The 17,593-nt window shown below is 68.4% G+C and carries 20 protein-coding genes; 13 read left to right on the forward strand and 7 right to left on the reverse strand.

The features are described 5' to 3' along the window. Positions 1-38: 38 nt before the first annotated feature. From paaA to ABNX08_RS19990, 7 genes are all read left to right on the forward strand, one after another. A complete protein-coding gene (gene paaA, locus ABNX08_RS19960) occupies positions 39-1,058 on the forward strand; it encodes a 1,2-phenylacetyl-CoA epoxidase subunit PaaA (RefSeq protein WP_022536878.1) in 1,020 nt (339 codons plus the stop codon). A gap of 37 nt (positions 1,059-1,095) precedes the next feature. Next, positions 1,096-1,383: a 1,2-phenylacetyl-CoA epoxidase subunit PaaB gene (paaB, locus tag ABNX08_RS19965; RefSeq protein ID WP_349609769.1), complete on the forward strand. Its 288-nt coding sequence runs from the start codon at positions 1,096-1,098 to the stop codon at positions 1,381-1,383. Between the two features lie 9 nt (positions 1,384-1,392). Then, positions 1,393-2,247, forward strand: coding sequence for a 1,2-phenylacetyl-CoA epoxidase subunit PaaC (paaC, locus tag ABNX08_RS19970; protein WP_022536880.1), 855 nt, complete (start codon positions 1,393-1,395; stop codon positions 2,245-2,247). 31 nt (positions 2,248-2,278) lie between these two features. Next, entirely contained in the window at positions 2,279-2,851 is a 573-nt protein-coding gene (gene paaD / locus ABNX08_RS19975; protein ID WP_349609767.1) for a 1,2-phenylacetyl-CoA epoxidase subunit PaaD, read from the forward strand. A gap of 27 nt (positions 2,852-2,878) precedes the next feature. Then, positions 2,879-3,967 (forward strand): 1,2-phenylacetyl-CoA epoxidase subunit PaaE, encoded by a 1,089-nt coding sequence (paaE, locus tag ABNX08_RS19980; RefSeq protein WP_349609765.1) that lies wholly within the window; start codon positions 2,879-2,881, stop codon positions 3,965-3,967. A gap of 194 nt (positions 3,968-4,161) precedes the next feature. Next, positions 4,162-4,956: a DUF1835 domain-containing protein gene (locus tag ABNX08_RS19985; RefSeq protein ID WP_022536883.1), complete on the forward strand. Its 795-nt coding sequence runs from the start codon at positions 4,162-4,164 to the stop codon at positions 4,954-4,956. Between the two features lie 8 nt (positions 4,957-4,964). Next, the gene (locus tag ABNX08_RS19990) at positions 4,965-5,582 is read left to right on the forward strand and encodes a TetR/AcrR family transcriptional regulator (RefSeq protein WP_022536884.1); all 618 of its coding nucleotides are present in this window, start codon (positions 4,965-4,967) and stop codon (positions 5,580-5,582) included. 48 nt (positions 5,583-5,630) lie between these two features. Here ABNX08_RS19990 and kefC read toward each other — a convergent pair whose 3' ends face one another. Further along, a complete protein-coding gene (gene kefC, locus ABNX08_RS19995) occupies positions 5,631-7,442 on the reverse strand; it encodes a glutathione-regulated potassium-efflux system protein KefC (protein ID WP_022536885.1) in 1,812 nt (603 codons plus the stop codon). Next, positions 7,439-7,993, reverse strand: a complete 555-nt coding sequence (locus ABNX08_RS20000) for an NAD(P)H-dependent oxidoreductase (protein ID WP_022536886.1) — start codon at positions 7,991-7,993, stop codon at positions 7,439-7,441. Before ABNX08_RS20000 ends, kefC begins: the two co-directional genes overlap by 4 nt. A gap of 333 nt (positions 7,994-8,326) precedes the next feature. Here ABNX08_RS20000 and ABNX08_RS20005 point away from each other — a divergent pair, with 333 nt between their 5' ends. Then, positions 8,327-9,025: a GNAT family N-acetyltransferase gene (locus ABNX08_RS20005; protein WP_022536887.1), complete on the forward strand. Its 699-nt coding sequence runs from the start codon at positions 8,327-8,329 to the stop codon at positions 9,023-9,025. A gap of 67 nt (positions 9,026-9,092) precedes the next feature. On the opposite strand, the gene ABNX08_RS20010 is transcribed toward ABNX08_RS20005, so the two are convergent. The 5 genes from ABNX08_RS20010 to ABNX08_RS20030 all read right to left on the reverse strand — a co-directional run bounded on the left by ABNX08_RS20010 (position 9,093) and on the right by ABNX08_RS20030 (position 13,987). Beyond that, on the reverse strand, positions 9,093-9,587 hold the full coding sequence (locus ABNX08_RS20010) for an Lrp/AsnC family transcriptional regulator (protein ID WP_010813460.1): 495 nt from the start codon (positions 9,585-9,587) through the stop codon (positions 9,093-9,095). A gap of 1,069 nt (positions 9,588-10,656) precedes the next feature. Further along, positions 10,657-11,259, reverse strand: coding sequence for an EF-hand domain-containing protein (locus ABNX08_RS20015; RefSeq protein WP_022536888.1), 603 nt, complete (start codon positions 11,257-11,259; stop codon positions 10,657-10,659). Between the two features lie 155 nt (positions 11,260-11,414). Next, entirely contained in the window at positions 11,415-12,116 is a 702-nt protein-coding gene (locus ABNX08_RS20020; RefSeq protein WP_022536889.1) for a type II secretion system protein N, read from the reverse strand. Positions 12,117-12,217: 101 nt separating this feature from the next. Then, complete coding sequence (locus tag ABNX08_RS20025) at positions 12,218-13,438, reverse strand: globin domain-containing protein (RefSeq protein WP_022536890.1); 1,221 nt, start codon at positions 13,436-13,438, stop codon at positions 12,218-12,220. Positions 13,439-13,534: 96 nt separating this feature from the next. Continuing rightward, entirely contained in the window at positions 13,535-13,987 is a 453-nt protein-coding gene (locus ABNX08_RS20030; protein WP_022536891.1) for an Rrf2 family transcriptional regulator, read from the reverse strand. A gap of 215 nt (positions 13,988-14,202) precedes the next feature. On the opposite strand from ABNX08_RS20030, the gene gspG reads away from it, so the two are divergent. Genes gspG through gspK form a run of 5 tightly spaced genes read left to right on the forward strand, consistent with a single transcriptional unit; the run spans position 14,203 to position 17,339 of the window. Then, positions 14,203-14,685 carry a type II secretion system major pseudopilin GspG gene (gspG, locus tag ABNX08_RS20035; RefSeq protein WP_022536892.1) on the forward strand — a complete coding sequence of 161 codons (483 nt, stop codon included), beginning with the start codon at positions 14,203-14,205 and terminating at the stop codon, positions 14,683-14,685. Between the two features lie 27 nt (positions 14,686-14,712). Continuing rightward, positions 14,713-15,213, forward strand: coding sequence for a GspH/FimT family pseudopilin (locus ABNX08_RS20040; RefSeq protein ID WP_022536893.1), 501 nt, complete (start codon positions 14,713-14,715; stop codon positions 15,211-15,213). Continuing rightward, positions 15,210-15,611, forward strand: coding sequence for a type II secretion system minor pseudopilin GspI (gene gspI / locus ABNX08_RS20045; protein WP_022536894.1), 402 nt, complete (start codon positions 15,210-15,212; stop codon positions 15,609-15,611). The genes ABNX08_RS20040 and gspI overlap by 4 nt, the downstream gene beginning before the upstream one ends. After that, a complete protein-coding gene (locus tag ABNX08_RS20050; protein WP_041681168.1) occupies positions 15,589-16,308 on the forward strand; it encodes a prepilin-type N-terminal cleavage/methylation domain-containing protein in 720 nt (239 codons plus the stop codon). Before gspI ends, ABNX08_RS20050 begins: the two co-directional genes overlap by 23 nt. Continuing rightward, positions 16,305-17,339: a type II secretion system minor pseudopilin GspK gene (gene gspK / locus ABNX08_RS20055; RefSeq protein ID WP_022536896.1), complete on the forward strand. Its 1,035-nt coding sequence runs from the start codon at positions 16,305-16,307 to the stop codon at positions 17,337-17,339. The genes ABNX08_RS20050 and gspK overlap by 4 nt, the downstream gene beginning before the upstream one ends. Positions 17,340-17,593 lie beyond the last annotated feature (254 nt).

Here is a 17,593-nt window from a genome sequence, read left to right on the forward strand (position 1 = left end):
CCTGACAAAAGCGCGGCACCCCCGCGAGAGGAGGCCCCATGTACACCCAGAGTCTGGACCTGCCCGGCCAGCACGCCGAACCAGGCCAAGCCCACGCGCCCCAGGACGACGCTGCCCGCCAGGCCGCGTTCGATGCATGCATGGCCGCCGACGGCAAGATCGAGCCGCAGGACTGGATGCCCGCCGCCTACCGCAAGACGCTGGTGCGCCAGATCTCGCAGCACGCGCATTCCGAGATCGTCGGCATGCTGCCCGAGGGCAACTGGATCAGCCGGGCCCCGTCGCTCAAGCGCAAGGCGATCCTGCTGGCCAAGGTGCAGGACGAAGGCGGCCACGGCCTCTACCTGTATTCCGCCGCCGAAACGCTGGATGCCTCGCGCGACGACCTGGTCGACGCGCTGCACAGCGGCAAGGCCAAGTACTCGTCGATCTTCAATTACCCGACGCTGACCTGGGCCGATGTCGGCGTGATCGGCTGGCTGGTCGACGGCGCGGCCATCATGAACCAGATCCCGCTGTGCCGCTGCTCGTACGGCCCGTATGCGCGCGCGATGATCCGCATCTGCAAGGAAGAGTCGTTCCACCAGCGCCAGGGCTTCGACGCGCTGCTGGCGATGATGCGCGGCACCGACGCCCAGCGCGAGATGGTGCAGGACGCGGTCAACCGCTGGTGGTTCCCGGTCCTGATGATGTTCGGCCCGCCCGACGCAGCCTCAACCAACAGCACCCAGACCATGGCCTGGGGCATCAAGCGCATCTCCAACGACGACCTGCGCCAGAAGTTTGTCGACGCCACGGTCGAACAGGCGCGCGTGCTCGGCGTGACCCTGCCCGACCCCGGCCTGCAATGGAATGCCGAGCGCGGCCACTATGACTACAGCCCGCTGGACTGGGACGAGTTGTGGCGCGTGATCAACGGCGACGGCCCCTGCAACAAGGAGCGTCTGGCCACCCGCGTCAAGGCGCACGAGGACGGCGCCTGGGTGCGCGAGGCCGCGCTGGCGCACGCCGCCAAGGTGGCCGAACGCGCAGCGCGCGAAAGCCGCGCCGCCGCCTGACCCCCCAACCCCGTTAGCGAGGACGGAGGAGACAACGATGAACCGCAAGGAATGGCCGCTGTGGGAAGTGTTCGTGCGCAGCAAGCAAGGCCTGGAACACAAGCATTGCGGCAGCCTGCACGCCGCCGACGCGCAGCAGGCGCTGCACATGGCGCGCGACGTCTATACGCGGCGCCAGGAAGGCGTGTCGATCTGGGTGGTGCCGTCCGCGGCCATCACCGCGAGCGTGGCCGAGGAAAAGCCGGAGCTGTTCGACCCGATGGCCGACAAAATCTACCGGCACCCGACGTTCTACCAGCTGCCCGACGAAGTCAATCACATGTAAGGGCCCCGCATGATCACTGCGCCCCCACCACCCACTGCGCCCGCCACGCTGGACCACCTGCCGCCGGCGCGCACCGCCGCGCTGCGCTACTTGCTGCGCCTGGCCGACAACGCCCTGGTCCTGGGCCAGCGCAACGCCGAATGGTGCGGCCACGGGCCGGTGCTGGAAGAGGACATCGCTCTGGCCAATATCAGCCTGGACCTGATCGGCCAGGCACGTCTGCTGTACGGCCGCGCCGGTGAGCTGGAAGGCGAGCTGACCGGCCTGCCCCGCCATGAGGACGACTACGCCTACTGGCGCACCGAGCGCGAGTTCCGCAACTGGACGCTACTGGAGCTGCCGCACCGCGGCCCGCTCGCCGGAAACGCGGCCGCCGAGCGCGACTACGCCGTCACCATCATGCGCAACTTCCTGTACAGCGCGCTGATGGTCGAGCTGTGGCAGGCGCTGCTGGCGAGCCGCGACGAGCAGGTCGCCGCCATCGCCGCCAAGTCGGTCAAGGAAGCGCGCTACCACCTGCACCACGCCGCCGGCTGGGTGGTGCGCCTGGGCGACGGGACCGAGGCATCGCACGCACGCATGCAGAGCGCGCTGGAGCACCTGCTGCCCTATATGAACGAGTGCTTTGCCGAGGACGCGGTGGAAACCGAAGCCGCCGAGCAGGGCATTGGCATCGTCACCGCCACGCTGCGCCCCGCCTGGGACGCCACCGTCGCCGAGACGCTGCAAGCCGCCACGCTGACGTTGCCGCCGGCCACGAGCTTTGTCTCGACTGGCAAGCACGGCGTGCATTCCGAGCATATGAGCTACCTGCTGGGCGAGATGCAGGGGCTGGCACGTGCCCATCCGGGTGCGCAATGGTAAGCGCACGCTTCGCCGCCAAGGATTGGCCAGCATGAAAGTCGCCACCCTCCCCCGCCGCAGCGATGGCGCCGCCGACGGCCCCACCGACGACCGCCTTGCGCGCGCGTGGGCGGCGCTCGAGGCCGTGCCTGACCCGGAGATCCCGGTGGTGTCGATCCGCGAGCTGGGCATCCTGCGCGATATCACCGCCGCATCGGACGGCCCCCTGGAAGTGGTCATCACCCCGACCTACTCCGGCTGCCCGGCAATGTCGCAGATCGCCGAGGACATCGGCCAGGCGCTCGACGATGCCGGCCTGGCGCCTTGGCGCATCCGCACCGTGCTGGCGCCGGCCTGGACCACCGACTGGATCACCCTGGCCGCGCGCGAGCGCCTGCGGGAATTCGGCATCGCGCCGCCGGGCCAGTGCGGCACGGCCGCCGCCGCGCAGGAGCTGCGCTTCGTGCCGCGCGCCGCCCGCGCCGGCGCGCCCGACACCGTGGTCTGCCCGCGCTGCGGCAGCGTGCATACGCAGGAGATCTCGCGCTTCGCCTCGACCGCATGCAAGGCGCTGTACCGCTGCCTGGACTGCCGCGAGCCGTTCGACTATTTCAAACCCTACTGAGCCCCGCCGGGCCGAAGCCAGGCTGCCATGACCCCACAGTTCCACCCGCTGCGCGTAGCGCAGGTGCGCCCCGAGACCGCCGACACCATCTCGATCGCATTCGAGGTGCCGGAGGCGCTGCGCGACGCCTACCGCTTCACGCAGGGCCAGTTCCTGACGCTAAGGGCGCCGGTCGATGGCAAGGACCTGCGCCGCTCGTACTCGATCTGCTCGGCGGTGCAGGACTATGACGAGCACGGCGAGCTGCGCGTGGCCGTGAAGCTGGTCGAGGACGGGCTCTTTTCCTCGCACCTGCATGACTCCATCGCACCCGGCCAGGTGATCGACGTGATGACACCCGACGGCCGCTTCCATGTGCCGCTCGATCCCGCCGCCGCGCGCCACTACGTGGCCTTTGCCGCCGGCAGTGGCATCACGCCGGTGCTGTCGCTGATCCGCACCACGCTGCAGGCCGAGCCGCTCAGCCGTTTCACGCTGGTCTATGGCAACCGCAACGTCGACAGCATCATCTTCTCCGAGACGCTGGAGGACCTGAAGAACCAGTACCTGGCGCGCTTCACGCTCTACCACGTGCTGTCACGCCAGCCGCAGGAGGTCGACCTGTTGCACGGGCGGCTCGACCATGACCGCGTAACCGCCTTCCTGCAGACGCTGATCCCGGTGGACGATATCGACGCGGCCTTTGTCTGCGGGCCAGCCTCGATGATCGACGAGGCGGAGGCGGCGCTGCGCGATGCGGGTCTCGATCCGCACCGCATCCATGCCGAGCGCTTCGGCGTGCCGCTCGCGCAGGCCAGGCGCAAGCCCGCCCCCGCCCACACCGATCATGCCGGCACGGCCGAGCTGGTGGTGGTGCTCGACGGCAAGCAGCACAGCTTGCGCCTGCCGCTGGAAGACGCCAACGTGCTCGACACCGCGCTGGCCGCCGGCCTGGACCTGCCTTTTGCCTGCAAGAGCGGCGTCTGTTGCACCTGCCGCGCCAAGGTGCTGGAGGGCCAGGTGGAGATGGAAAAGAACTACACGCTCGAGCCGTGGGAGATGGAAAAGGGCTTCGTGCTCACCTGCCAGGCGCGCGCGCTGACGCCCCGGGTGGTGGTCAGCTACGACGAACGCTGACCCGGACGCTGAGGAGGCGCCGCGGCCGTGGCGCCTCGTACGCGTTCAGACAATCGCCGGCATTGGCCGGGTATGGAGCAACACCGCCCGTGATTACAATGGCGGCAGACCGGCATCCGGCTGGCGCGATGCTTGCGGGAGGATGACCGGCTGGCAGTGCCAGCGAACCGTCCCACCCATATACAATCACGGCCATGCAATATATCCACGTCGTCAACGGTGATGTAGCAGGCACGACCTTGCGCCAGGCCCTGGCCCAAGCAGCGCGGCCCGACCCGGTCGTAGTGCTGCGCGACGACCTCGCGGTGGGCCCGCTGGCCGACATCGACAGCACCGGGCTGATCCGCTCCGGCTTCTGGCAGCGGGTGGCCCCGCACACGGACATCGACTTCGCCGCCGAGATGCGGCAGGCGCTGGACCAGCTCCAGGCGCTGCGCCAGGACGACATGGAAGTGGCGATCTGGCACGGCCAGAGCGCGGCCGACCAGCTGATGCTGCGCCGGGTGGTGTTCCACCTGTACCAGGCGCCGCAACGGATCAATGAAGTCGCGATGGACCTGCGCGAGCTCGAAATGCCCGCGCAAGGCAACCTCGCGGCCATCGGCATGTACTCGCCCGCGCGGCTGGCGCGGCGCTTTTCCACCATCGCGCCGGTCTCGGTGCTGCGGCTGGGGCGGCTGGGCTACGAGTGGCAGCAGAACGTCAAGGAAAACGCCGACGTGCGCCTGTGGAAAGGCAACACGCTGGTGCCGGCGGCGTACCACACCATCGACGAGATCATCATGGAGCGCGCCCCGCTCGATTGGACCCCGGCGGCGCAGGTGGTGGGCAGCGTGATGGGCGCGATCGAAGGCCTGCTGGCCAGCGACTGGTTTGTGTTCTGGCGCTGCCGCGAGCTGATCGCCATGGGCCAGTTGGTGCTGCGCGGCAGCGCCGACTCGCTCGAGACCTGCGAACTGCGCCGCCACTCAGGTACCGGCGGCGAATAATCATCAATATGGCCCGTACCAAGGCACCCGATTTCGAGGCGCAGCGCGAACAGATCCTGGACCTGGCCGCCGCCGCCTTCGCCAACAGCAGCTACCCCAGCACCTCGATGGCCGACCTGGCCGCCGCCTGCGGCACCTCCAAGGCGCGGCTGTATCACTATTACGAGAGCAAGGAAGCGATCCTGTTCGACCTGCTGGACCGCTACACGCGCCGGCTGATGCTGCTGGTCACCGAAGTGGAAGCCGACGCCGAACGCCACGCCCGCAGCGACAAGGAAGCCTTCGCCAACCTGATCCGCGCCTTCCTGGCGGAGTATGAGACTTCGCAGACCCGCCACGTCGCGCTGATCAACGACGTCAAGTTCCTGGCCGACACCCAGCGCGACCTCATCCTCGGGCGCGAGCGCGACGTGGTGGCCGCCTTCTCGCGCCTGCTGCGCCGGGCCTATCCGGAACGAGTCACGCGCGATAACCAGACCGCGCTGACCATGACCGTGTTCGGCATGATCAACTGGACCTTCACCTGGCTCAAGCCGGGCGGACGGCTGTCGTACGCGGAGTTTGCCGAGATGGTGGTCGACCTGCTCGAAGGCGGTCTGCCCGGGCGGGCCGCGGCGGGGCGCTGATCCCGCCAGTCCCGCCAGTCCCGCCAGTCCCGCCCTGCCTCCAGGACCTCAGGTCCACTCCGCTTCTTCCCGCTGGCGCCGCTGCTCGCGGTCCTGGCGGAACATCTCCTCCAGCTCGTCGCGTGCCTGGTGCGCCAGCGAGACCAGCTTTTTCTGATCCGTGTAGTGCGGGTAGAAGCGGTCGATCGCCTGGATGTTGTGGCGCCGGAAACGCAGCGCCACGTTGCGCGCCTCGGCCGGGTCGAAGCCCAGCCCTTCCAGCACGCGCCGGCCCAGCATCAGCGAACCCTCGAACATCTCGCGCTCGAACAGGTGCACGCCGCGGTCCTTGAGCTGGTAGACGTGCGACACATGGCGTGCCCGCGCGTAGATCTGCAGCTCCGGGAAGCGCTCGCGCACGCGGTCGATCAGTTGCAGGCTCTCGTCCATGCCGTCGATCGCCACCACCAGGATGCGCGCACGGGCGATGCCGGCGGCTTCCAGCAGGTCCAGCCGGGTAGCGTCGCCATAGAAGACCTTGAGGCCATACTGGCGCAGGAACTCAATCTGGTCCGGGTCGTGGTCCAGCACCGTGACGCCCACGCCCTGGCTGTACAGCAGCCGCCCGATGATCTGGCCGAAGCGCCCGAAGCCGGCGATCAGCACCGGATTGTCCTGCGGCGTGATGGTCTCGCCCGGGCGCGCGCGGCGCCCGCCCAGGCGCGGCGCCACCAGTTGGTCGTAGGCCAGCAGCAGCAAGGGCGTGGCCACCATCGACAGCGCCACCACCAGCACCAGCAGCGCTTCGGTCTCGCGCGCGAGCAGGCCCGCGCCGCCGGCGACGCCGAACACCACGAAGGCAAACTCCCCGCCCTGCGAGATCAGCAGCGCGAACAGCAGCCGCTGGCCGCGGGCGACGGCGAAATGCCTGGCCAGCAGCGCCAGCACCACGGTCTTGGCGGCGACAAAGGCCGCCACCAGCCCGAGCACCAGCCACGGCGAGCGTGCCAGGATGGCAAAGTCGATCGACATGCCGACCGCCATGAAGAACAGCCCCAGCAGCAGGCCCTTGAACGGCTCCAGGTCGGCCTCGAGCGCGTGCCGGTATTCCGAGTCGGCCAGCAGCACGCCGGCCAGGAAAGTGCCGAGCGCCATCGACAGGCCCACCGCGTCCATCATCAGCGCGATCCCCACCACCAGCAGCAGCGCAAACGCGGTGAACATCTCGCGCATGTCGGTGCGCGCGATAAAGCGCAGCGCCGGCCGCACCAGGTAGCGGCCGCCGGCAACCACCAGCCCGATCACCGCCACCGCCTTGCCCGCGGCCAGCCAGCCGGTCGCGCCCGCCGCGCCTTCTGCACCCTGGGTGGCCAGCAGGGGCAGCAGCGCGATCATCGGGATCGCGGCGATGTCCTGGAACAGCAGGATGCCGAAGCTGGCCGCTCCCGCCGGCGTGCCGAACAGGTTGCGCTCGGTCAGCGTCGCCAGCGCGATCGCGGTCGACGACAGCGCCAGGCCGAGCCCGGCCACCAGCGCCACCTGCCACGGCGCGCCCGCCAGCGCGGCGGTTACGCCGATCACCAGCGCGCACGCGGCCATCTGCGCGCCGCCGAAGCCAAAGATGCTCCGCCGCAGCGCCCACAGCTTGCGCGGCTCCAGCTCCAGGCCGATCACGAACATCATCAGCACCACGCCGAACTCGGAGAAATGCAGGATCGACTCGACATTGGTGACCAGGCGCAGCGCGAACGGCCCGATCGCCGCCCCCGCCAGCAGGTAGCCCAGCACCGCGCCCAGGCCGCTTCTGCGCGCCAGCGGCACCGCCACCACGGCCGCGACCAGGAACACCAGCAGCGCAATCAGGAAGTCGTGCTGGTTCATGCCTGCACCTCCGCCGGGGCCGCATCGGTGCCCAGCCGTCCGCAGACATGGGCGATATGGTCGGCCAGCGCCTGCGCGTCGGCATTGTCGGCATCGTGCAGCACCACCGGCGGCAGCCAGTTCATGCCGCACAGCGAGGTGGTCTGCTCCAGCGGCAGCAGAAAGTCCTCGATCGGATGGCCATGGCTGCCGTCCGGCCCGTACGAATCGGCAGTACCACCGGCGCTGACCACCGCCAGCATCGACTTGCCGCGCAGCGCCGTGCCGCCGGGGCCGAAGGCCCAGCCGGCCTCCAGCACCTCATCCAGCCAGAGTTTCAGCAGCGCCGGCACGCTGTACCAGCGCACCGGGTACAGCAGCACGACCGTGTCCGATACCGACAGTACGCGCTGCTCGGCGACGACGTCGATGTCGTAATCCACATAACTGCGATAGAGGTCGCGTACCTGAACCTGCGGCAACGCCGCCAGCGCATCGGCCAGGGGCTGGTTGACGCGCGAACGGCTGGGCGTGGGATGCGCGTAGATCACAACGATTGGGGGCTCGGTCATCGGAAGGCGATCGGCTGGTAGGAGGAAGCGGAAGATACGGGATGCGGCGGCCGATTGCGGCGTTGCACCAAATCCACAACTGATGGCGCGCAACAAATCATCACATTTATTCAAACCGTTGATTTTATTTGATTTATCGCGCGCATGAGGCGATACGCAGACCTGTTGCGGCGCAGGAAGCTTACGCCGAACTGACAATTCCACTACAATACTTTTCGCACTGTATCAAGATGGTGTTTCCCCCGAGTCTTGCACCGAGCCAGGGAAAAGCGCCTGGCGGAACACCAACGCAGTGCTATTTTTATCTGTGACTGCATCAGGAAGGAAATAATCGTGAACCCGCTCGAACTGAGCAAGGCCGTCGGCGCACTGACCGACGAAGATCTGCGCAAGGCAGCCGAAGCCGCACAGGCCACCCACCGCGCCACCGTCCTGGTGCGCGAGTTGGCGGCCCATCACCGCTCGCGCCTGCTGAAGCATTTCCTCGCCCTGGGCGAGGAGGATCGCCTGCTCCGTTTTGGCCAGTCCGTGGGCGATCACGTGATCGAAGCCTATGTCGACAGCATCGACTTCGACCAAGACTCCGTGTTCGGCGTCTACGACGACAAGCTCGAGCTGGTTGGCGTGGGGCACTTCGCCAACCTGCGCGACAACGCCCAGGGCCGCGTCGCGGAGTTCGGCGTGTCGGTATCGCGCAGCGCCCGCGGGCGCGGCATCGGCAGCGCGCTGTTCGAGCGTGCCGCGATACACGGCCGCAACACCAATGTGCGAACGCTGTACATGCATTGCCTGTCGCGCAACGCGGCGATGATGCATATCGCCAAGAAGGCCGGCATGAAGGTCCAGTACGCCTATGGCGAGGCCGACGCCTACCTGGAACTGCCGCCCGCCGACACCGTCAGCCGCCTGACCGAGGCGCTGGACGAGCAGCTCGCCGACCTGGACTACGCGATGCGCCGCAACCTGCGCGACGCGCGCCGCTTCGGGCTGCGCTTCTGGCGCAGCATGGTGCCGCAGAAGCATACCGCCTGACCCAGCCCTTCGTGGCTTTCCTGCCAGACGGCGCATCGCAACGATGCGCCGTTTTTGTTTCAGGCCGTCAGGCGGCGCCGCCCACCGGCAGCGCGGTGGTGTCCTTGATGCTTTCCAGCGCAAAGCTGGAACGCACATCGATCACCGACGGATGCGCCAGCAGCTGTTCCTGCATGAAGCGCGCGAAGTGTTCCATGTCTTCGACGTAGACCTTGAGCAGCAGGTCCATCTCGCCGGTCATGGCATGGCACGCGGCCACCTCCGGCCAGACCGCGATCGATGCGCGGAACAGGTCCAGCGGCGCCTTGCCCTTGGGCGCGCCGCCATGCTTTTCCAGCCGGACGTTGATATAGGCCAGCAGGCCCAGCCCGATCTTGTTGGGCTCCAGCAGCGCCGCGTACTGCCGGATCACGCCGATCTCTTCCAGCCGCCGGATACGGCGCAGGCAGGGGCTGGGCGACAGGTTCACGCGCTCGGCCACCTCCAGGTTGGTCAAACGGCCGTTGGTCTGCAGCACTTCCAGGATCTTCCGGTCGATCTTGTCCAACTCCACCTTGCTCACGATATTGTTGCTCCGCAATATGTTTATTGGCAATTTTTTTGCGCAAATTTAGCAAGCCGTGCACAAGTACGCAATTTTTTGTTTGGTTGCGCCCGATCCAGCCCCCGTTCGCACCAACCGGCGGCCTCATCGGTCACTCATGCAGCAGCCGGTCGGGCTGGGCAATCCTGTTGGCACGGGCGTATCGCCATCGCGCTCGCCGACCGGGAGCAGGCAAGGATGGTGCCAAGCCCGGCGCACAGGGAAGCGGCATTCTACGGGCGTTTGCCACGCAAGTCAGAAGCTTCCTGGTACACGCAGCGCCCGGGGGCCGGCGGTGCTGCAAAAAGATGCGCAAATCGGGATAGGGGCGGTCAGGTAATCTGACCGGTCCCCTCCCACACCACCTGGCATGCGGGTCCGCACCAGGCGGTTGGAATGGTTGAGGTCGTCGGGCTTGTGTTGCTCCCGACCCGACGCCCAGGCTTGCCTTTGTCCGGTTCGGCGGAACTGATTCCTCGCTGCCGGGGCCTGTCGGGCTTCACCCTATCCACCTTACCGACGAGCTTCGCTCTCGCGAACATCTGAGGCGCTTCACTTCCGATAACCAGAGGGCTCCCCCTCCCATTCCTTCGGCCCTTCGCCGGCAGCTTTAGCTTTCCCAGCCACGCCGCCCAACTACTATGGCCTCTGCTGACTCCTCGCTCCGACTCGACGTCGTTGCCCTTTCAGGCATGAGGCGAGGCCTCCCCAGGTAAGAACGCACTCCTTCACCGCACAGCCGCTGCATTTACGCCACTTCGCCTTGGTCACAAGAGCTTCGCGGTTTCTTGCCCGCTCGCCCTGCTCGGCAGCGCCTTCTATGCAGTTCTTGTCCATCGGCTCGCGATTTACGCTCCACGCTTCCTCCCCACACTCGGTCGCCCTCATGCGGTTGCGCTTCACTTCATTCGCCGTGACCAGCTTATGGCGGGACTTACACCCGCAGGAGTGCGCCCATGCTGGGCGCACAAGAAAAAACGCGCGCCCCAAGGGGGCGCGCGCGCTCACTGTGTCAGCGGCAGGACGTTCTGGCCGCCCTGCCCCGGGATCAGCCGCCGCTGGTGGCCGGCGCACCCGGCGCACTCGGGGTGGCCGGCGCGGGCTGGCTGCCGCGCTGGCCGCGGTCATCGCGTTGGTGGTGGTCGCGGTGCATCTTCTCCATGCCGGCGCGGATCTCGTCGCGGGTCAGCTTGCCGTCGCGATTGGCGTCAAGCTGGTCGAAGCGCTTGGCCAGGCGCGGCAGGCCGGCGTTGGCCTCGGCCTTGGTCAGCGCGCCGTCGCCGTTCTTGTCGGCGGCCTTGAATTTCTCGTCGAAGGCAGCCTGCATGCGGGCGTGGCGCTCGGCCATGGTGGCCTTGCGGTGCGCTTCCATCTCGGCCTTGTCGATCTTGCCGTCGCGGTTGGTGTCGAGCTTGCTGAACCACGCGTCGGCTTCCGCCTTGGAGATCGCGCCGTCGCCATCGGTATCGATGGACTTCATCCACATGCCGCCGTGGCCCATATGGTGATGGTGGCCGTGCCCCGGCTTGCCAGCCTGGCCGGAGGGCGCGGCAGGCGCGCTGGCCTGCGCAAAGGCGCCACCGGCGACCAGGAGGGCGGCCGATGCGGCCAGGAACTGCTTCAGGATCTGCGGCTTGTGATTGCGTTGCATGTCTGGCTCCTTTTCATCACGTTTGGCATGTACGGATTAGAACGCAGACGATGCACGTAAGTTGGCGCTTTTAATACGATGTTACCCGGCTCACAGAAAAGCCGGCACGCCGTAAGGGAACGCAATCCAGTGCGAATATTCGCTTTATCGCCGGGTTAGTTCTTCGGGACCAGCGCGCCCCCGGCGGGGGCCGGCGGGACCATCGCGGGCTGGTACTGGCGGGGATCAGCCATCTGGGGCTGGGCCGGCTGGCTCGGTTGGGTCTGGGGCTGAGGCTGCGGGCTCTGCGGCGGCGGTACCGGCTGGCTGACCACCGGCGCCGGCGGTGGCATCGGTGTCGCCATCGGAGCCGCGGCGCCGGCCGGCGGCGTGGGCAAGGCAGCTGGCGCGGCGGGCGGCGGCGCGGCGCGCGTGGCGCCCGCCTGCAACGGCAGCGCGATCTCCTGGCGCACGCCGTTGCGCTCGATCACGACCGAGCGCTGGCGGATTTCCGCCAGCCGGATCTGCTGCGACAGCGACGCACCGGAACGCACCGCCTTGGGCGGGCCGCCGTCCAGCGACACGATCGCCGCGCCCGCGCCGCCGTCCACCTCAGCCACCACGCCGAGCAGCTGCACGTCGCGGGGGCCGCCCTGCGCCGAGCCACCGAACAGCGTGGCCACCGCACCGGTCTCGACGGCCTCCGTCTGCGCCACGCGCGCACTCTGCGGGACCGGGATGGTGCGCATCGCGCTGAAGGTCAGCGCCCAGTACGTGGCCAGCGCACACAGCGCGATAAACAGCACCAGGCTGGCCAGGCGTGGCAGCCAGGCCGCCGAGGCATCGAAGCGAAAGTCAGGCCGGAGAGAGAGTTGCACGGAACGGTACCCTTGGCGCGGGCGATAACGCAGAAGTGCGGACGCGCCAAGCGTACCAGAGCCTCATGACACTGTCTGTCCCGCTGCCGCTCGGATCAGGCTCAGAGCAGGTCGTCCAGCAGGTCGGGCCCGAACACCTCGCGCTCGATATGCGCCACCGGCACGCCCGTGCTGACCAGCGCATGGCGCAGCGCCTGCATGAAGCCAAGCGGTCCGCACAGGTAGAAGCGGCCGTCGATAAAGCGCTGCAGGTCGGGCTGGCTCAGCAGCTCTGTCAGCGGCATGGTGCCGGCGTGGTCGTAGTCGCGGCCGGCGACATCGCCAGATTCCGGGGCTTCATAGCTGACGTGCGTGGCCAGTTGCGGCAGGCGCTCGCGCGCCCATTGCACGTCGGCACGGTGCGCGTGATGGCGGCCGTTGCGGGCCGCGTGGGCGAACAGGATCTGACGCTGCGAGCCCTGCGCGGCCAGCGTGCGCAGCACCGACAGCATCGGCGTGATGCCGATCCCGGCCGACAGCAGCACCAGCGGGCGGCGGCCATCGAGCGCCGGCGTGAAGTCGCCGAACGGCGCGCTTACCTTCAGTTCCGTGCCCTCGTGGGCGTTGGCGTGCAGCCAGCCGGAGACCGCGCCGGCCGGCGTGGCCTGGTCGCCGTCCTCGCGCTTGACCGAGATGCGCCAGGTCGGCAGCCCGCTTTCGCCCGACAGCGAATACTGGCGCAGCTGGCGCGTACCGTCATCCAGCAGTGCCTCGACGCTGATGTACTGGCCAGGGCGGAATTCGCGCAGCGGCCCGCCGTCAGCGGCGGCCAGCGTCAGCGCAACGACCTGCTCGCCCTGCGCCTCGCGGCGGATCACGCGTACCGGCGTCAGTTCGCCGGCGGCGACACCGGTGCGCTGGTACAGGCGCGCCTCGGCGGCAATCATATCGCCCGCCAGCAGCCAGTAGGCCTCGTCCCAGGCGGCCAGCAGCGGCGGCGTGGCGGCCTCGCCCAGCACCGCGGAGATGGCGCCCAGCAGGTAGTGGCCGACGATCGGGTAGTGCGCGGGGGTCAGGCCCACGGACGCGTGCTTGTGCACGATGCGTTCGATCACCGGCGCCAGCGCCGCCGCGTTGTCGATATTGGCGCCGTAGGCAAACACGGCCGAGGCCAGCGACTGCTGCTGGCTGCCGTTGGCCTGGTTGCCCATGTTGAACAGCTGCGTCAGTTCAGGCCGGTCGGCGAACATCTCGCGGTAGAAATGCGTGGTGATGGCTAGGCCATGCTCGCGCAGCACGGGGACGCTCGCATCGATATAGGGGCGGGAAGCGGCGGACAGCATCAGGTAACACTCCGTTCAATAATCATGCATGTAATATGCATGTTTTTACTCACAATAAAACCGGCGCTCGTCGGCGCCTGCTCGGACAGGGTCCGCTCAGGCCGAACGCCGGTTCAGGAAATCGCGATGCAGCCGGATGATCGACTCGGCCGTCTGGCTGCCGGTGACATCCGCCAGCGTGACATCGTCCAGCGCCCGGTAGAACGCCTGCTCGGCCACGTCCAGCGCGCGCCGCAGCCGGCAGTTGCCATTCAGCGCGCAGGGCGGGTTGTCGCAGTCGATGATCGGCTTGTGGCCTTCCAGCTCGCGCAGGATGGTGCCGATGGTCAGCCGTTCGGCGCCCGGGCCCAGTTGCAGGCCGCCGTGGCGGCCGCGCGTGGCGGTGATCCAGCCCAGCTTCGACAACCGCGCCGCCACCTTGACCAGGTGATTGTGCGAGATATCGAACTGCTGCCCCACCTCGGCAATGGTGATGGGTCGGCTGCCGTCGCCACGGGCGACGTACATCAGCAGGCGCAGCGCATAGTCGGAGAAGCGGGTCAGTTGCATCGTGCCGCCATCTTAAAAAAGATGCATTTGAAATGCAAGTTAAATCCGACGGCCGCCCCGGGCTGTGATCCGGATCAGACTTTGCCGAGGCGCCAACGCCACCCCCCATAAAACAGTCATGTGGCGCCGGTTATACTGACTGGCGAACCCGGCCCGCCGCGTCTCCCAGAGCCGCGGCCAGGGCCCAGCCATCCAAGCAACGAGGTCCACAGACGATGCGCATTTTCACTACCCGTTCCGCCAGCCCTGCCCGTTCTGCATCCGCGCCCGTGCGGCATGCCCGCCGTGCGCGCGGCTTCACCCTGATCGAGATCATGGTGGTGATCGTGATCCTCGGCGTGCTGGCGGCGCTGGTGGTGCCCAAGATCATGAGCCGTCCTGACGAGGCCCGCATCGTGGCCGCGCGTCAGGACATCTCATCGATCATGCAGGCGCTCAAGCTGTACCGGCTCGACAACAGCCGCTACCCGACCACCGAGCAGGGCCTGGCCGCGCTGGTGAGCAAGCCCACCACCGAGCCGGTGCCCAACAACTGGAAGGGCGGCGGGTACCTGGAAAAGCTGCCCAAGGATCCCTGGGGCCATCCGTACCAGTACCTGAACCCGGGCGTGCGCGGCGAGATCGACGTGTTCAGCTTCGGTGCCGACGGCCAGGCCGGCGGCAGCGGCAACGACGCCGATATCGGCAACTGGGAATAAGCGCGGCAGCGCCTCCACCAACCTTCCATGACCACGGCCCCGCGCCCCCGCGCTCCCCGTCGGCGGCGCCGGGGCTTCACCCTGCTCGAACTGCTGGTGGTCATGGTGATCGCCGGCATTGTGATTTCCCTGGTGGCCGTCAACGCCTCACCCAATGAGCGGGGCCGCGTGCTGGACGACGGCCAGCGCATCGCGCGGCTGTTCGAGCTGGCGCAGGAAGAGGCGCAGCTGGGCGCGCGCCCGATCGCCTGGGAGGGCGACGCCAGCGGCTGGCGCTTCCTGGAATCGACCCCTAATGGCTGGATCCCGATGCGCACCGACGTGTTCGCCCCGGGCCACTGGCGCCTGGCGCTGGACCAGGTCATCGTCACCGAGGGCGGCCGCACCGCCGGTACCGGCGGCCCGCCCCGGCTGATCTTCGGGCGCGAGCTGATCGACGCCCCGCAGCGGCTGATCCTGGTGCGAGGCGATATCCGCGTGGACATAGCCAGCGACGGCAGCGGGCGCTATTTCGCCAGCACGCCATGACCCGACCCGTCATGCGCCGGCGCGCGGCCGGCTTCACGCTGATCGAAGTGCTGGTGGCGCTGACTATCCTGGCGGTCGCGCTGACCGCCGCGATGCGCGCGATGGGCTCGATGGTCGATGCCAGCATGTCACTGCAGACGCGCATGCTGGCGGAATGGAGCGCGGAGAACCACCTGGCCTCGCTACGCCTGTCCAAGACTTGGCCGGAGCCCGGCGTCAGCGGCTACGCCTGCCCGCAGGGCGGCACGCCGCTGTACTGCGAGCAGTCGGTCTCGGCCACGCCCAACCCGGTCTTCCGCCGCGTCGAGGTCGCGGTCTACCCGTCCGCCACCGACAAGTCCGTGCGGCTGGCGTGGCTGGTCACCATCGTCCCCAATGAAACCCGCAACGTGCTCTGAGCGCCGGCGCGCGCGCGAACGCGCTGGCAAGCGCCGCGGCTTCACGCTGCTGGAGATGCTGGTCGCCATCACGCTGCTGGCGGTGATGGCGGTGATCGGCTGGCGCGCGCTCGACAGCCTGACGCGCAGCCACGAACGGCTCACCGACCACGATGCGCGCCTGGATGCGCTCAAGGTCCTCTACGGCCAGTTCCAGACCGATTGCGAACACCTCGCCGATCCCACGCTGCTGCAAGCCAGCCCGGTCGAGATCGGCCAGAACCGCCTGCTGCTGGTGCGCGACCGGCGCGACGAAGGCCAGCCGCCGGCGTGGCAGGTGCTGTCATACCAGCTCGACGGCAATACCCTGCTGCGCGTGGCCGCGCCGCCGGTAGACAATCGCGCCGCGCTGCAGTCGGCCATGCTGGCGCTGCGCCAGACCGGCGGCACCAGCGCCGCACAGGTGCGGCGCGTGCTGGCCGACGTGGACGGCATGAGCGCGCGCGCATGGGTGGAGCCCGCCGGCTGGCAGGCAGATACCGGGCGCATCCGCAATGTGCTGTTCAGCGGCAACGCCGCCAGTGCTGTGGAGGCCTCGGCCGTTGGCGCCGCCCTGCCCAACACCGGGGTGCGCGCAGTGGAGCTGACCATTTTTGCGCGCATGGGCGGCGGCGACGCGCCGCGGCAGTTCCAGAAGATCTGCATGACCGGGCTATGAGCCACGCCCTCCGCCGCTCCCCTCGCTCCCTGCCCTGGGCCCGCCGCCAGCGCGGCGCCGCCGTGGTCACCGCACTGCTGATGGTGACGCTGGCCGTGGTGGTGGTGTCGGGCATGCTGTGGCGCCAGCAGGTGCAGATCCGCGCTATCGAGAACCAGCGGCTGCTGGCCCAGGCCACCTGGATCGAGCGCGCCGCGGTGGACTGGGCGCGCCTGATCCTGCGCGACGACCAGCGCCGCACCAATGTCGACGAACTGGGCGAGCCCTGGGCCGTGCCGATCGCCGAGACCCGGCTGTCGGACTTCCTCGGCGCGTCGCTGCGCACCGATGTCGCCGGCGAGACTTCGTTCCTGTCGGGCCGTATTCTCGATGCGCAGGCACGCTTCAACCTGGCCAACCTGGTGATATGGACCGCCAGCGGCGCGGAGGGCGGCCGCATTGCCTCGATCGACCAGCCCGCGCAGGCGGCCTACCGCCGGCTGCTGCAGACCGTGGGCCTGAACCCGGCGCTGGCCGAGACCACCGCGCGCTACATGCTGCAAGCCGCCCAGGGCGGCAGCAGCGACGGGCGCGCCGCGCCGCGCCCGCTGGACAGCGTGCAGGGCCTGCTGGCGCTGCCCGGCTATACGCCCGAGATGGTGGCGGTGCTGGAGCCCTTCGTCACGGTGTTGCCCGAGCGCACGCTGGTCAACGCCAATACCGCCGAGGCCGAGGTGCTGGCCGCCGTAATCGACAAGCTGCCCGTGGAGCGCGCGCGCGAGCTGGTGCGCCAGCGCGACCGCGCCTACTTCAACAACATCAGCAACCTGCAGACGCAGCTTTCTTCCTTGGCCCCGCAGGCGGATACCAGCAACCTGGGCAATATGCTCGACGTCCGCACCCACTATTTCCTGGTCTACGGACTGGTGCGCCATGAACGCGCCAGCCGGCTGCAGGTGTCGCTAGTGTTCCGCGGCGAGCCGCTGGGCGCCACCAACACCACCCGCGTGGTCTGGATCCAGGATGCGGACAGGCTGCCGGTTCTGCGCTGATGTCTGAAGCAATGCCGGCGAAGCAAGGAATTCCGCGGCGCCGGCTACCGGGGAGAATGCTATTGACGCGGTTTAGTCACACAGGCAAGGTATGCTGCGGCGCTGGCGCGAGCGTGGCACCAGCCCACCCGCCGCCGTCCGGCCTGCCTGGCCGCCCGCCGGCATCCCCGCGCCCCGGCCGTCGTCCGATTCCGGGGCGATCCCGGGCGCAATCCCCCGGGCCATGCGCCTGCCCGAGCCGTTCCACCGAAGCC

Source organism: Cupriavidus sp. DF5525 (assembly GCF_040149425.2).
Taxonomy (GTDB): domain Bacteria; phylum Pseudomonadota; class Gammaproteobacteria; order Burkholderiales; family Burkholderiaceae; genus Cupriavidus; species Cupriavidus pickettii_A.